The following is a 13,887-nucleotide window of genomic DNA, read 5'->3' on the forward strand; positions in this document are numbered from 1 at the left end:
TGACACTAGCTGTCAGGGGAACGGCTTTACCGTCCCGGCATGGCTTTTCGCGACAAGGATCTACGAACGCTGGCGCCGGTCCTGGTGGACGGTCGGCAGCTCAAGCGCTACCACATCGACCAGCCGGAGCGGCCGATCGAGCCGGAGGTGCAGAAGGCGGCGTACGACCTGCTGCCCGCGCTGCTGGCCGACGTCCCGTCCGACGGCACACCGGCTGCCGGCTGGGTGGTGCTGCACCGGGGCGCGGACACCGGCGCCTACCTGCTGGCGTACACCTGGGTGTGGGACAACGTGGTGGAGGCCCGCATCGCCGTGGCCGGCCAGCCCGCGCTGGACTGCCCGGACGACGACCCGACCCACTTCGTCGACCTGCGCCGGCCCGGGGTGGGCTGCGTGTGGGAGCTGGCGGTGCTGGAGCACGAGCGGGCCGCCTGGGTCCGGCACATGCTGGTGCCGGAGGCTCCCGACCTGACCGGCTATCTGGATGACACGCGAGCGGAAGGGCCGGTGGGCCGCTGATGGGCGACTTCGACTTCTACGTGGGCACCTGGAACGTGGTCAACCGAAGGCTGCGCGAGCGGCTGACCGGCTGCGACGAGTGGGACGAGTTTCCCGGGGTGTCGGTCGCCCACAGCTTCTTCGGCGGCGGCGGCAACTTCGACGAGATCACCTTTCCGACCAAGGGTTTCTCCGGCGCCACGATCAGGATCTTCGACCCGGCGAGCGAGCAGTGGTCGATCTACTGGATGAACAGCGGTCGCGGGGAGCTGGAGCAGCCGCCGATGGTGGGGCGTTTCGTCGACGGGGTGGGCCGCTTCTACGCCGACGACCAGGACGAGGGTCGGCCGGTCCGGTGCCGGTTCATCTGGTCGGGGATCACCGCGACCACGGCCCGCTGGGAGCAGGCGTTCTCGGTCGACGGCGAACGCACGTGGGAGACGAACTGGATCATGGAATCCACGCGAGCGTCCACGGACTAGCCTGCGGGCCATGCGCAGATGGCGGCGGGTGGATCCGTGGGGCGCCCGGCAGGTGGTCACCGGATTCATGGTGCTGGTCGGGTCGACGATGACGGTGTTCGTGGTGGTCACCGTCGGACGCGGGTTGGCCGAGGGCAGGGTCGACGCAAACGCTGCCCTCGGTCTGACTGGCGCGTTGCTGTTCCTCGGACTGTGGCTGACCTTCGTTCTCCGGCTGCACCTGGCCGGGATCTACGTCAATGACCGGGGCGTACGGCTGCGGCACGTGTTCCGCACGCGGACGGTGCGGTGGTCGGAGGTGACCGGCTTCGAGGCGCGTCCCGCGCTGCTTTTCGGCGGGCCCACCGGGCGCGACGCCTGCTGGGTGCTGACGACCGACGGGGCGTTCGAGTCGGCGGTGCAGCGGCGTTCCAGGACGGCGAGCCTGCGCAAGAACAACGGCCCGGTGCTCTCCGCCGACGACTTCGCGCGGATGCTCGCCCGGCTCGACGCCGAGCGGGCCGCCCACCGCTACGGTCAGCGCGGCGGCTCGGCGTCGGTCTCGCGTTAGGTGCCAGGTGTCCGGGACGGTGTTAGTGTCCGTCCACCGCCCCGGACGGGAGGAACGCGATGCCCTCCGACCACGTCGACGTGCTCATCATCGGCGCCGGCCTGTCCGGCATCGGCGCCGCCTGCCATCTGCGCCGCGACTGCCCCGACAAGACGTACGCGGTGCTGGAGGCACGGGACGCGGTCGGTGGCACCTGGGACCTGTTCCGCTACCCCGGCATCCGGTCGGACTCGGACATGTTCACCCTCGGCTACTCGTTCCGGCCGTGGACCGACGCCACGGCCATCGCCGACGGCGCGGCCATCCGGGAGTACGTGCGGGAGACCGCTCGGGAGTACGACGTGCAGCGCCACATCCGCTTCTCCCACCGGGTGACGCGCGCCGAGTGGGACAGCGGCACCGCCCGCTGGACGGTGCACGCCCAGCGCACCGACACCGCCGAGACCGTGGTCCTGACCTGCTCGTTCCTGTTCGCCTGCACCGGCTACTACCGCTACGACGAGGGCTACACGCCCACCCTGCCCGGCGTGGACGCGTACGCCGGGCGGCTGGTGCACCCGCAGCACTGGCCCGACGACCTGGATCACACCGGCCAGCGGGTGGTGGTGATCGGCAGCGGCGCGACCGCCGTGACCCTGGTGCCGGCCCTGGCGCAGCAGGCCGCGCACGTGACGATGCTGCAACGCTCACCCACGTACGTCATCGCCCTGCCCTCGCGCGACCGGCTGGCCGGCGCGTTGCGGCGCTGGCTGCCGGCGAACGCCGCGTATTCCGTGGTGCGGTGGAAGAACGTGCTGCTGTCCACTGTCAACTTCCAGCTCAGCCGACGCGCGCCCGGCCTGGTCAAGCGGCTGCTCCGGCGCGGCGCGAAGCGGCAGCTGCCGGTCGGGTACGACGTCGACAGGCACTTCTCGCCCCGCTACGACCCGTGGGACCAGCGGCTCTGCGTGGTGCCCGACGGTGACCTGTTCACCGCCGTGCAGCAGGGGCGGGCGTCGGTGGTGACCGACACGATCGACACGTTCACCGCGCACGGCGTCCGACTGGCCTCCGGCGATGAGCTGACCGCCGACATCGTGGTGACCGCGACCGGGCTCAACCTGCTCGCCCTCGGTGGCCTGACGCTGCGCGTGGACGGCGTTGACGTCGACCTGCCGAAGACCGTCGCCTACAAGGGCATGATGCTCTCCGGCGTGCCGAACTTCGCGCTGACCATCGGCTACACCAACGCGTCGTGGACCCTCAAGGCCGACCTGGTCGCCGGCTACGTCTGCCGGCTGCTGCGCCACCTGGACCGCACCGGCCAGCAGGTCGTCACCCCGCTTCCACCGCCCGACGCGCAGCGGGTGCCGCTCATCGACCTGCGCTCGGGCTACGTGCTGCGCAGCGTCGACGCGCTGCCCAAGCAGGGCGCGCGGGCACCCTGGCGGCTGTACCAGAACTACGCCCGCGACGTGCTGCTGATGCGGCACGGCCGGCTCAGCGACGAGGGAGTGCGCTTCTCCCGCGGCACCCGTCAGGGAAGGAGCACCGATCGTGCGGAGGTTTGAGTTCGCCGGCGCGACGGCCGTCGTGACCGGCGCGGCCAGTGGCATCGGCGCCGCGTTGGCGCACGGCCTGGCCGCTCGGGGCAGTGACCTGGTGCTGCTGGACCGCGACGCCGAGCGGCTGGACGCCGTCGTCGCCGCCATCCACGCCGCGCACCCGGACCGGCAGGTGCACACGTTCCGGGTGGACCTCGCCGACGCGGCGGCCACCGCCCGGGTCGCGGTCGAGATCGGCCAGCGGCACCCGCGCGTCCGGCTGCTGGTGAACAACGCCGGCGTCGGCCTCGGCGGCCGGTTCGACCAGGTGACGTTCGACGAGTTCAGCTGGGTGATCGACATCAACTTCCGGGCCGTGGCGCAGCTGACCCACGCGCTGCTGCCCGCCCTCAAGGCCGAGCCGGGCGCGCACCTGGTCAACATCTCCAGCCTGTTCGGGTTGATCGCGCCGGCCGGGCAGACCGCGTACGCGGCGAGCAAGTTCGCCGTCCGCGGCCTCACCGAGGCGCTGCGCCACGAACTCGTCGACGACGGCATCGGTGTGACCTCGGTGCATCCCGGCGGGATTCGCACCCGGATCACCGAGAACGCCCGGGTCGGCAGCGGCGTGTCGATCGAGGAGTACACCGCCGGCCGGGCCCAGTTCGAGAAGCTGCTCACCATCGCGCCGGAGCGGGCCGCCGAGGTGATCCTGCGAGGCGTCGAGCGGCGCCGGGGCCGGGTGCTGATCGGCTGGTCGGCGAAGCTGCCCGACCTGCTGGCCCGGATCATGCCGGCCTCGTACAACCGGCTGCTGGTCGTCGGCCTCAACCGGGGCGTCGCCCGCCCCGTGCCGGCCCCGCCGCCGGTCGCGGACGTCACCTGATCACGGAGGGCTGCTGCCCCGCTTCTCCTCCTGCGCCAGCACCGCATCGCGGTGCTCCGGCTCGTCGCGGCGGGCCAGTTCCGCGGCGAGCCGCGGGTCGGCCACCAGCCGGTCCCGGTTGCGGTGCAGGAAGCTCTCGAAACCCCCGGTGTACGGGCAGGCCAGCTCGCCGAGCGCCCGCTCCGGGGTGTAACGGCAGCCGGTGCAGTAGTCGCTGATCTCGTCGATGTCGGTGCCGTCCACCGCGTACGGGCGGGTGTCCACCCTGGCCAGGTCGGCGTACTGGCTCATGCCGATGACCGTCGCGTTCATCACCCAGTCGGTGCCGTCGACGAAGCAGCGCTGGAACCAGTCCGCCACCTCGGTGGGACGCCAGCCGCGCTGCAACGCGTAGTTGCCGAGCACCAGCAGCCGGGGGCTGTGGTGCGTCCACGCCCGGTCCCGGACGGCGGCGAGCACGTCGGCCAGACAGCGCGCCTCCACCGCGTCAGCGTCCAGCTCGGCGAACCACTGCGGCATCGGCTCGGTCGCGGCCAGCCAGTTCGCGCCCCGAAACCGTGGCTCGTAGTACCAGTACAACTGCCAGAGGAACTCCCGCCAACCGAGCAGCCCGCGGATGAACGGCTCCACAGCCGTGCGCGGCGCGGCGCCGGACCGCCACGCCTGCTCGGCGGCGCGGACGGCCGGCTCGGGGTGCAGTAGCCCCAGGTTGAACGACGACGAGAGCGCCGAGTGCGCGAACAGCGGGTCGTCGGCGCTCATCACGTCGGCGTAGCGGCCGAACCCGGGCAGCCGGTACGTCAGGAAGTGCGCCAGCCGGGCCTGCGCCTCGGCGTGCGTGGCGGGGTGCTGCCGGGGGCCGTCGCGGCCGACGAACCGCACCCCGTCGGCCGCCCACCGGTCCAGATCGTGGCGGACCTGCGCGTCGATGTCGTCCTCGACGATCGGCGGTGGAGGCGGCGGCGTCGCCGGCACGGTCGGGGCCTCCCCCCGGGGCCGACGCGGCGCCGGGGTGCCACCGGACCCGCCGGTTCCCCGGGCCGGGCCGCTCAGCACCTCGTGCCAGCGACGGGCCTGCCGGTAGAAGTCGGCCATCCGCAGCGGGCCCCGGCGGGTGCGGTCCGCCCACGCTGCGAAGTCGGCCTGGCTGGTGATGAAGCCGCGCGGCGGCAGCACGGTCAACCCGGGCACCGAGCGGGCGAACTCCAGCGCGGCCCGGGAGTGCGGATGGCACACCTCCACCGGTTCGGTGACCTGGGCCAGGGCCTCGCGGAACGTGCCGGTACGCAGCAGCAGCGCCCGGTCGCCCAACTCGGCGGCGCGGTGGCGCACTGCGGAGAGGATCAGGTGCGCCTTCTGCCGGTGCATCGGCCGACGACGAAACAGCTCCCGGACCTCCACCAGCAGGACCGGTTGATCGGGGTCGTCGAGGAAATGTGGCCCGAGTTGGTCGGCCAGCAACCATCGGCGGTGAAGCATGCCGCAATTCTGCCCACTTCCGGGCCGTCCCGCGCGCCGGCAGGCCGGGTGGTCGATGCCTGATCCAGATCGGGATCAGGCCGTGCGCGTCGCGGCCGGCCCGGCGTCGCGTCCGCGCAGCAGCGCCGTCAGCGTCACGAGGGCGACCAGCAACACCGCCAGCACCTGCACCGGGGCCGGACCCAGGGGCGCGAGCAGCGCCAACAGGGCGACGACCGGATAGGCGACGACCACAGCGCCGTGCTGCTGGCGGCGAACGAGCAGCACCCAGACGGTCAGCAGGAAGACGGCTATCGGCACCGCCACCGCGTACGCGGCGGTCGTGCCGGAGATGTGCGCGAGGTGCCGCTCGTGGTCCACCGCCACGGGCAGGCCGGCCCCGACCGCGGCGATCGCCCCGAAGATCAGATAGTGGCCGTAACCCCAGATGAGCGAGTACGGCAACCGGGCCGGCGCCTCGACCGGACGGTCGAAGTAGAGCCACCAGAGCGCGAACACGATGAGCGCGCCGGCCGCCGCGAGCGCCCAGAGACCGTGGTCGCCCGCGTCGAGCCCGGTCTGGATCGCCACCGAGATCGCCAGCACCGCCTCGCCGAGCACGATCAGCGTGAACAGTCCGTACCGCTCGCCGATGTGCCCGGGGTGCCACGGCGTCATCCCGGGACGCTCGGCCACCGCCGGCACCAGCAGATCAGCGAGCGCCAGCAGCACGAACGCCGCGATGCCCCAGCCGTCGGGCAGCGCCAGCCGCAGCAGCCAGCCGAGCTGCACCACTGTCACGCCGATCGCGTAGCGGCGTGCCGCCGCGCGGTGCGCCGGATCGCCGGCGGCCGCCCGGATCCACTGCGTGACGGCGGCCAGCCGCATCACCACGTACCCGTAGGTGATGACGCTGAAGTCGCCGTCGGCGAAGGCCCGCGGCACCCCGGCCGCCAGGATCAACGCCCCGGTGATCTGCACCAGCGTGGTGATCCGGTAGACGTCGTCGTCGGTGTCGTACGCCGAGGCGAACCAGGTGAAGTTCATCCACGACCACCAGATCGCGAAGAACACCATCAGGTAGCTGGTCAGCGCGTGGGCGAGGTGGTCCTCGGCGACGTCGTGGTGCAGGCTGGTCGCCGCCTGCGCCACGGCCACCACGAAACACAGGTCGAAGAAGAGCTCCAGCGGGGTGGCCGCGCGGTGCGGCTCGTCGCGGCGGCGGGGCCTCATCGGCCGGTAGAAGGGCCGCACCGAACGACTGTGGGTCACCGCAGCTCCTCAGGCCGACCGCCGGGTCGCCCACACGATAACGGGCCGCGGCGACACGACCCGCCCAGGTCAACCGCGCCGACGGCCGTGGGTCAACCCCTCCAGCACCAGGGTCAGGCCGGCGCCGACCAACCAGACGTCCTTGGCCAGCCCGACGCCCTGCTGGGTCGGCCGTATGCTGCCCGGCTCGCGCATCCCGGGCGTCTTCAGGTACAGCTGCACGAGGCCCGCGCCGAACGCGGTCAGGCCGAGCCCCACCAGGGGCGCCGGGACGAACGGCGCGAGCAGCGCGGCCCCCAGGGCGATCTCGGAGTACGACAGCAGCTTGGCGAACCGCGGCGGCTCCAACTGACCGAGCTGCGGCATGGCCGCCACCGCCATCCCGTGCATGGCCTGCGCGGCCTCGCCTTCCAGGTTCCGCTTGCCCAGACCCGAGTTGAGAATGTACGCGCCGATGGTGACCCGCAGCGGCAGGTGCGCGAATTTCATGATCACTCCCGGTGGTCGTGGTCCGAATTGTGGCCCGCGTACCCCGCGTGACCCCTGATAACCCGCCCGCCCGTCCGACTGGGCCGACCGTGGTGATCGCGGTAGGTTCGGCAGGGGCCCACCGGCGAGCCCGGTTCATCCGCCTGCCCGGCGTCCGGCCCCGCCGCAGACCACCAGCAGGAGGCGAAGTGAGCCAGGAAGTCCGGGGAGTCATCTCCCGCAGCAAGGGCGCACCGGTCGAGGTCACCACCATCGTGGTGCCCGACCCCGGCCCCGGTGAGGCGATCGTCCGGATCCAGTCCTGCGGGGTCTGCCACACCGATCTGCACTACCGCGAGGGTGGCATCAACGACGACTACCCGTTCCTGCTCGGGCACGAGGCGGCGGGCGTCGTCGAGCAGGTGGGGGAGGGCGTCACCGACGTCGCCCCGGGCGATTTCGTGGTGCTCAACTGGCGGGCGGTCTGTGGCGTCTGCCGGGCCTGCCGCCGGGGTCGGCCCTGGTACTGCTTCAACACCCACAACGCCGCGCAGCGGATGACGCTCACCGACGGCACCGAACTCACCCCGGCGCTGGGCATCGGCGCGTTCGCCGAGAAGACGCTGGTGCACGCCGGTCAGTGCACGAAGGTGAACCCGGCCGCGCGGCCGGCCGCGGTGGGCCTGCTCGGCTGCGGCGTGATGGCCGGGCTCGGCGCGGCGATGAACACCGGCAACGTGACCCGCGGCGACTCGGTAGCGGTGATCGGCTGCGGCGGCGTCGGGGACGCGGCCGTCGCCGGCGCGGCCCTCGCCGGCGCCACCACGATCGTCGCGGTGGACACCGACAGCCGCAAGCTGGACTGGGCCCGACAGTTCGGCGCGACGCACACCGTGAACGCCTCCGAGACCGACCCGGTCGAGGCCATCCGTGCCGCCACCGGCGGTTTCGGGGCCGACGTGGTGATCGACGCGGTGGGGCGACCGGAGACCTGGAAGCACGCCTTCTACGCCCGGGACCTGGCCGGCACGGTCGTGCTGGTCGGCGTTCCGACCCCGCAGATGCGGATCGAGCTGCCGCTGCTGGACGTCTTCGGGCGCGGCGGCGCCCTCAAGTCCAGCTGGTACGGCGACTGCCTGCCCAGCCGGGACTTCCCGATGCTCACCGAGCTGTACCTGCAGGGCCGTCTCGACCTGGACGCCTTCGTCACCGAGGAGATCGCTCTGGACCAGGTCGAGAACGCGTTCGACCGGATGCACCACGGCGACGTGCTCCGCTCGGTTGTGGTGTTCTGATGGCCGTCCGGGTCGACCACGCGGTCACCTCCGGCACGTTCTCGCTCGACGGGCAGACGTTCGAGGTGGACAACAACGTCTGGGTGATCGGCGACGACGACGAGTGCGTCATCCTCGACGCGCCGCACGACGTGGCCGCGATCCTCGCGCTGGTGGGCGGTCGCCGGGTCCGGACGATCCTGGCCACCCACGGGCACGACGACCACGTACGGGTGGCGCCCGAACTGGCCGAGGCCACCGGCGCTCCGGTACTGCTGCACGCCGCCGACCGGGTGCTCTGGGACCTGGTCCACCCCCACCTGCCGCCGCACGGTGAGCTGCGGGACGGGCAGAGCATCGAGGTGGCCGGCACCGCGCTGTGGGTGCTGCACACCCCCGGGCACAGTCCCGGCGCGTGCAGCTTCTACGCCCCGGACCTGGGGGCGGTGTTCACCGGCGACACCCTGTTCCAGGGAGGGCCGGGCGCGACCGGGCGCTCGTACAGCGACTTCGGCACCATCGTCGAGTCGATCCGCACCCGGCTGCTGACCCTGCCCGCGGAGACGGTCGTGCACACCGGGCACGGCGACGACACCACCATCGGCGCGGAGGCCCCGCACCTGCCGGAGTGGCTGGCGCGCGGGCACTGACGGCGGCCGGCCGCTGCCCTGCGCTGCGGCCGGGCTGCGTGTCGCGGCCGGGCTGGCGCCCGGCGCGGCGGCTCAGCGTTCGTCGGCGGGGCCGAGCACCGGCTTGACGTCCAGGACGGGGGTGCCGTCGAGGGCCTCCAGGTCGGCCACCTCGACGCGCAGCCCGTCCACCGCCCGCACCCGCACCCGGTGCAGGCCGATCGGGTTGGGTCGGTGCGGGGAGCGGGTGCTGAACACGCCGGTGTGCGGGCGGGTCTCGTCGCCGCGCGGGTGCACGGCCAGCACGTCGCGCCGGGCGCGGTCCAACCAGGTCAGCACCAGCAGCTCCGCGCCGGCCGACAGGTCGGTCAGGGCCCGCTCGACCTGCCAGTCGAAGATCAGCCACGCCGTTGGCGCGCCCTCATCGCCCTGCCGGGGCGCGCTCGCCGCGTCGGTCAGCGGCGAGGCGACCCAACCGACCGGACGCAACAGGTACGTGTCGTCGCCATACGTCTCGACCATCGTCGCTCCCTTCCGGACGGTGTCAGCCTAGGGCGTTGTTAGGATCCGGCGCATGGCCGCCGAGCAGCACCCCGCACCCGTCGTCCGTCAGCTGCGCCTCGTGGTGGAGGCGGCCGACCACGAGGCCGCGGTGGCGTTCTACCGGGACGCCCTCGGCCTGCCCGAGGAGGCGGCGTTCACCGGTGACGGCGATGCCCGGGTGGTGATCCTGGACGCCGGTCGGGCCACCCTGGAGATCGCCAACCCGGTGCAGAAGCGCATGATCGACGACGTCGAGGTGGGCCGGCAGGTCGCGCCGCGCATCCGGGTGGCCTTCGAGGTGGACGACGCGCGGGCGACCACGGCTCGGCTGGTCGCCGCCGGGGCGAGCGAGATCGCCCCACCGACGCGTACGCCCTGGCAGTCGCTGAACTCCCGCCTGGACGCCCCGGCGGACCTGCAGATCACCGTCTTCGAGGAGCTGGGCGCACCGCAGGAGCGCGCCGTGGACCCCGGACATGACGGCGACGTCTGAGCGACGGCTCCGCGCCGCACTCACCCCGGCACAGGCGGCTGCCCTCGCGTACGTGCGGTCGTCGGCGGTGGTCGATCGTCCGGCGGCGCTCGCCGCGATCGAACGGCACCTCGTCGCCGCCGACCTCGGCCACCGGCCGCAACGGCTGCTCGCCGCGGCAGCCCAGCGTGGCCGGCTCACCGTCAACTTCCACCCCGACCGCCGGTGCGCGGACGGGCGTGACGTCGCGTCCGCGCTGGCCGAGGACGGGGTGTACCGCAGTCAGTTCGTCACCGGCATCTCCAACGGCGGGCTCACCGCGTACCCCGGTGGCGACCGCGACCGGTGGGAGCACCGGATGTTCGGCGGCGCGTACCAGGCGCCCGGGGTGGCGCCGGCGGACCGACCCACGTACGGCGGGATGAACCTGCTCGACCACGCGGACGGCGCCTGTCCCCGCTTCGGCTCCTGTCACCTGCGGCTGCGTCCGGCGGTGCTGGGCCGGGCGACCTTCTGCCTCGGCGACAGCCACCTCGGTCCGGGCGTGGTGGGCACGGCCGACGCCTTCGAGGCGGTGCTCGCCGGGCTGCTGGCCGGCGTGGCCGGCACGGGCGCGTGCCTCGGGCGGGCCGGGATGGACGTCGCCACCCTGGCCCGGACGCTGCTGGAGGCGCCGAGCACGCAGGCCATGGTCGGGCGCGCGCTCGACGACTACGTGGAGGCCCAGATCCACGGCCCTCTCGACCTCGCGCACGACGTCGAGGAACTGGTGGTGGACCCGTCCTTCGCCGGCACCCCGACCGGGGCGACGCTGGAATCGATCGCCCGGCGGTACGGTTTTCCGCTGCGGTGGCACCCCGGCTTCGCGCTGGCCGTCGACGAGGTCGACGCCGAGTTCCGGGGCCCCGCGATTCCGGTGCTGGCGGCACGCCTGCACCGGGAGTTCGCCCGTCCGGGCACACCGGTGGACGCGGAGCTGATCGGTCGGGGCGCCGTCTCGGTGGTCACCGAACCCCAGCGGTGGGCGGACCGGGGCCCGGTCGCCGACACCCTGCAGCACCTCAAGCAGCTCTGGCACGTTCTCGTTCGGTTCGGCACGACCCACCCCGGCTGATCCGGTCCGGGCGGGCCGCGTCAATCGTCCCGTTTCGCCGCCCGGTGTGCCCGCCATCCGATTGTCGGGGTGACCGGGACCGCAGGCCGCCGCGGCTCGGGCATTTCCGGAATGACCGACACGTCAACCCGGTTGTGTCCCCCGTACCGCCGGAGCCCAAGCCTTTCCGCGGTCATCTCTCCCGAGGAGCGTTCACCCCGGAGCGCTCCGCACGATCGAAAGGAACCATCGTGAAGGTCGACTTCACTCGATGGCTCCCCGCCATCGCTAAGGACTCGTACCGCAAGACCGCGCTGAGCGTGGTGGGTGTGGCTGCCCTCGGTGGTCTGGCGCTCGCGCCGACCGCGGCCGCCGCCCCGGTCACCACCGGGCCGCACCAGGGCGCTGTCGCCGCCATCGACCTCGCCACCGGCAAGGCCGCCACCGCGGCCCACCAGGATCAGCCAGTCGAGTCCGGGCTGACCACCGGTTCCACCACCGGCAAGCCGCCGGCCGGCAAGCCGAGCCGCGACGAGTTGATCCCGCACGGCATCGAGGGCGCCCAGTCGCGCATCCCGCTCGACGACGCGCAGCTCGACAACGCCCGGGCGATCGTGGACGCCGCCAAGAAGACCGGCGTCGGCGACCGTGGCGCGGTGATCGGCGTCGCCACCTCGTTGCAGGAGTCGAAGCTCTACAACCTCGGCCACCTCGGCGCGTACAACGACCACGACTCGCAGGGCCTGTTCCAGCAGCGCCCGTCGTCCGGTTGGGGCACGCCCGAGCAGATCACCGACCCGGAGTACGCCGCCACGGCGTTCTTCAGCGCGCTGAAGAACGTGGGCGGCTGGCAGGACCTGCCGCTGACCGCCGCCGCGCAGACCGTGCAGGTCTCCGCCTTCCCGTACGCGTACGCGCAGTGGGAAGAGCAGGCGGCGGACGTCGTCCAGCAGCTCTGGTGACACGACACGCACGCACACGCCGGCCGGCTCCCCTCTCGGGAGCCGGCCGGCGCCGTCGTGTCCGGCTACCTCAGCAGGCCGCGTACAGGCGACGGGTGCCGACCCCGGCGGCGTACGCGGCCCGGTCGCTGAACCGGCAGCCGTAGTCGGGTCGGGCCACCACCGCCGGGTCGGTCACCGTGTCGCCGGCCGGGCGCTTGCCGGTGCGTACCCAGGACACCAGGTCGTCCCAGGCGGCGCCGGCCTCGGCCGGGCTGAACTCGCAGTGCTGCGCGGCCCGGATGGCCCGCTGCACCACCAGCCGGCTGCGACCGTGCCGCGCCACGTCGGTGGCGTACGCCTGCTCCATGCTGAACGGCACGAACATGTCGCCCAGGTCGTGCAGGCTGACCACGGGCGCGCTCGGCCGCCCGGCGATCTTCGGCACCTCGGTAAGCGTCGGCAGGAGTCGCTGCACGATGTTCTCCGGCGCCACCCGCTGCACCGACGAGTTGACGTCGACGGGGCTGTTCGGGCTGTAGCGGGTCAGCAGGTTGGTGGAGATCTGGCTGGGCCGCTGGGCGGGGGAGTCGCCGCCGTCGGTCACCGCGATGGAGAAGAGGAAGTCCTTCCAGACCGCGAAGGCCGCCTCCGCGCCGGGCCGTGGTCCGCCCGTACGGTTCACGGTGATGGCCCGCAACTGCTTGCCCCGGTCGGTGGTGGTGTCCGGCCCGGTGGGCGTGAGCCCCGCCAGCCCGAGCGCCACCTGGATGCGGGGCACCGCGTTGCTCAGGTAGTCGGCCGGCGTCGGGTAGGCCGGCACTCCGGCGAGGGCCTGCGCGACCAGGTTGTAGTCGAGATAGAAGTCCAGCAGCGTCTGGTCACCGAGCACGCCGCACATGGGCAGCGCCCCGTCGTAGTAGCCGGGGTACTGCTCCAGCGAGCGCCCGATGACGTACCCGCCCATCGACACCCCCGCCAGGTAGGTGCGGTGGGGTCTGCGCACGGTCCGTCCGAAGTGGTCGGCGAGGTCCCGCGTGCTCAGCACGCCGGAGCGGATGTCGAAGCCGTTGCGGTCGTACGACGACGACGCCCACGCGTACCCCTGGGCCAGCAGCCGCTGGCGCAACTCGAAGGCCGGCGGCTCCGGCGAGAGCACCGTGCCCTGGCCGCGGTAGCCGTGCGCCCACACCACCAGGTCGCCGTTCCACCGGGCGGGAACCTCGATGATGTACGCGGCGTGCCGGTGCACGCCCTGGCGTACCGTCGTCGGCTTGCCGGCCACCACCAGCGGCGCCAGCGGCGGATTCTGGAAGGTGTAGCCGGGCAGCGGCTGGTCGCCGGAGGGGTCGTGGCCGCCGGTGGAAGCGCCTGCGGTGCTGGGTGCGGCGGCGGTGGGTGCGGCGGCGGTGGGTGCGGCGTCGAACAGTCCGACGGCCAGGGTCAGTGTCGCGGTGGCGGCGATCAGGCGGCGCAGCCTACGAACGGGTACGGACAGCATCGATGCTCCCCATCGGACGGATGTCGCCTGCGGGGGCGACCAGGCGGGACGGTTGCCTACCGGCCGGTAGCGCCCTGAACCTAGGACTGCCGTCGACCGGAGTCAATGGCTGAGCTGACCGACCAGTCAGACGGTCGGTGCGGCCTGCCCGGACTGGCGCCCTGGCCGTGCGGTGCGTGTTCTGGCCGTGCGGTGCGTGTTCTGGCCGTGCGGTGCGTGTTCTGGCCGTGCGGTGCGTGTTCTGGCCGTGCGGTGCGTGTTCTGGCCGTGCGGTGCGTGTTCTGGCCGTGCGGTGCG

General features: G+C 72.8%; 15 protein-coding genes. 10 read left to right on the forward strand and 5 right to left on the reverse strand.

Annotated elements, in window-relative coordinates; all coding sequences use genetic code 11:
* The first annotated feature begins 39 nt into the window (after window positions 1–39).
* From ABZU53_RS27255 to ABZU53_RS27275, 5 genes are read left to right on the forward strand one after another with little or no spacing between them, the layout of a single operon-like run.
* Window positions 40–519, forward strand: coding sequence for a hypothetical protein (locus ABZU53_RS27255; protein WP_355068305.1), 480 nt, complete (start codon window positions 40–42; stop codon window positions 517–519).
* Complete coding sequence (locus tag ABZU53_RS27260) at window positions 519–980, forward strand: hypothetical protein (protein ID WP_354861309.1); 462 nt, start codon at window positions 519–521, stop codon at window positions 978–980. Before ABZU53_RS27255 ends, ABZU53_RS27260 begins: the two co-directional genes overlap by 1 nt.
* Window positions 981–990: 10 nt before the next feature.
* On the forward strand, window positions 991–1,530 hold the full coding sequence (locus tag ABZU53_RS27265) for a PH domain-containing protein (protein ID WP_354861310.1): 540 nt from the start codon (window positions 991–993) through the stop codon (window positions 1,528–1,530).
* A gap of 59 nt (window positions 1,531–1,589) precedes the next feature.
* A complete protein-coding gene (locus ABZU53_RS27270; protein ID WP_355068307.1) occupies window positions 1,590–3,080 on the forward strand; it encodes an NAD(P)/FAD-dependent oxidoreductase in 1,491 nt (496 codons plus the stop codon).
* Window positions 3,067–3,939 carry an SDR family oxidoreductase gene (locus ABZU53_RS27275; protein ID WP_355068309.1) on the forward strand — a complete coding sequence of 291 codons (873 nt, stop codon included), beginning with the start codon at window positions 3,067–3,069 and terminating at the stop codon, window positions 3,937–3,939. Before ABZU53_RS27270 ends, ABZU53_RS27275 begins: the two co-directional genes overlap by 14 nt.
* Here the strand turns inward: ABZU53_RS27275 and ABZU53_RS27280 are convergent, their stop codons facing one another.
* The 3 genes from ABZU53_RS27280 to ABZU53_RS27290 all read right to left on the reverse strand — a co-directional run bounded on the left by ABZU53_RS27280 (window position 3,940) and on the right by ABZU53_RS27290 (window position 7,158).
* Window positions 3,940–5,418 carry a cryptochrome/photolyase family protein gene (locus ABZU53_RS27280; RefSeq protein ID WP_355068311.1) on the reverse strand — a complete coding sequence of 493 codons (1,479 nt, stop codon included), beginning with the start codon at window positions 5,416–5,418 and terminating at the stop codon, window positions 3,940–3,942.
* 75 nt (window positions 5,419–5,493) lie between these two features.
* Window positions 5,494–6,669, reverse strand: a complete 1,176-nt coding sequence (locus ABZU53_RS27285) for a low temperature requirement protein A (protein ID WP_355068313.1) — start codon at window positions 6,667–6,669, stop codon at window positions 5,494–5,496.
* Between the two features lie 69 nt (window positions 6,670–6,738).
* The gene (locus tag ABZU53_RS27290; protein ID WP_355068315.1) at window positions 6,739–7,158 is read right to left on the reverse strand and encodes a hypothetical protein; all 420 of its coding nucleotides are present in this window, start codon (window positions 7,156–7,158) and stop codon (window positions 6,739–6,741) included.
* Window positions 7,159–7,346: 188 nt separating this feature from the next.
* On the opposite strand from ABZU53_RS27290, the gene ABZU53_RS27295 reads away from it, so the two are divergent.
* Both ABZU53_RS27295 and ABZU53_RS27300 read left to right on the forward strand, forming a co-directional pair.
* Window positions 7,347–8,432 (forward strand): S-(hydroxymethyl)mycothiol dehydrogenase, encoded by a 1,086-nt coding sequence (locus ABZU53_RS27295; RefSeq protein WP_355068317.1) that lies wholly within the window; start codon window positions 7,347–7,349, stop codon window positions 8,430–8,432.
* Window positions 8,432–9,061: an MBL fold metallo-hydrolase gene (locus ABZU53_RS27300; protein ID WP_355068319.1), complete on the forward strand. Its 630-nt coding sequence runs from the start codon at window positions 8,432–8,434 to the stop codon at window positions 9,059–9,061. Before ABZU53_RS27295 ends, ABZU53_RS27300 begins: the two co-directional genes overlap by 1 nt.
* A gap of 72 nt (window positions 9,062–9,133) precedes the next feature.
* Here the strand turns inward: ABZU53_RS27300 and tsaA are convergent, their stop codons facing one another.
* Window positions 9,134–9,562, reverse strand: coding sequence for a tRNA (N6-threonylcarbamoyladenosine(37)-N6)-methyltransferase TrmO (gene tsaA, locus ABZU53_RS27305; RefSeq protein WP_355068321.1), 429 nt, complete (start codon window positions 9,560–9,562; stop codon window positions 9,134–9,136).
* A gap of 52 nt (window positions 9,563–9,614) precedes the next feature.
* On the opposite strand from tsaA, the gene ABZU53_RS27310 reads away from it, so the two are divergent.
* The 3 genes from ABZU53_RS27310 to ABZU53_RS27320 all read left to right on the forward strand — a co-directional run bounded on the left by ABZU53_RS27310 (window position 9,615) and on the right by ABZU53_RS27320 (window position 12,110).
* Window positions 9,615–10,076, forward strand: coding sequence for a VOC family protein (locus ABZU53_RS27310; protein ID WP_355068323.1), 462 nt, complete (start codon window positions 9,615–9,617; stop codon window positions 10,074–10,076).
* Window positions 10,060–11,169 (forward strand): DUF3626 domain-containing protein, encoded by a 1,110-nt coding sequence (locus ABZU53_RS27315; RefSeq protein WP_355068325.1) that lies wholly within the window; start codon window positions 10,060–10,062, stop codon window positions 11,167–11,169. Before ABZU53_RS27310 ends, ABZU53_RS27315 begins: the two co-directional genes overlap by 17 nt.
* 230 nt (window positions 11,170–11,399) lie before the next feature.
* Window positions 11,400–12,110, forward strand: coding sequence for a hypothetical protein (locus tag ABZU53_RS27320; RefSeq protein ID WP_355068327.1), 711 nt, complete (start codon window positions 11,400–11,402; stop codon window positions 12,108–12,110).
* Between the two features lie 70 nt (window positions 12,111–12,180).
* Here the strand turns inward: ABZU53_RS27320 and ABZU53_RS27325 are convergent, their stop codons facing one another.
* Window positions 12,181–13,590 (reverse strand): hypothetical protein, encoded by a 1,410-nt coding sequence (locus ABZU53_RS27325; RefSeq protein WP_354863356.1) that lies wholly within the window; start codon window positions 13,588–13,590, stop codon window positions 12,181–12,183.
* Between the last annotated feature and the right edge of the window lie 297 nt (window positions 13,591–13,887).

Source organism: Micromonospora sp. NPDC005194 (assembly GCF_040608335.1).
Taxonomy (GTDB): Bacteria; Actinomycetota; Actinomycetes; order Mycobacteriales; family Micromonosporaceae; genus Micromonospora.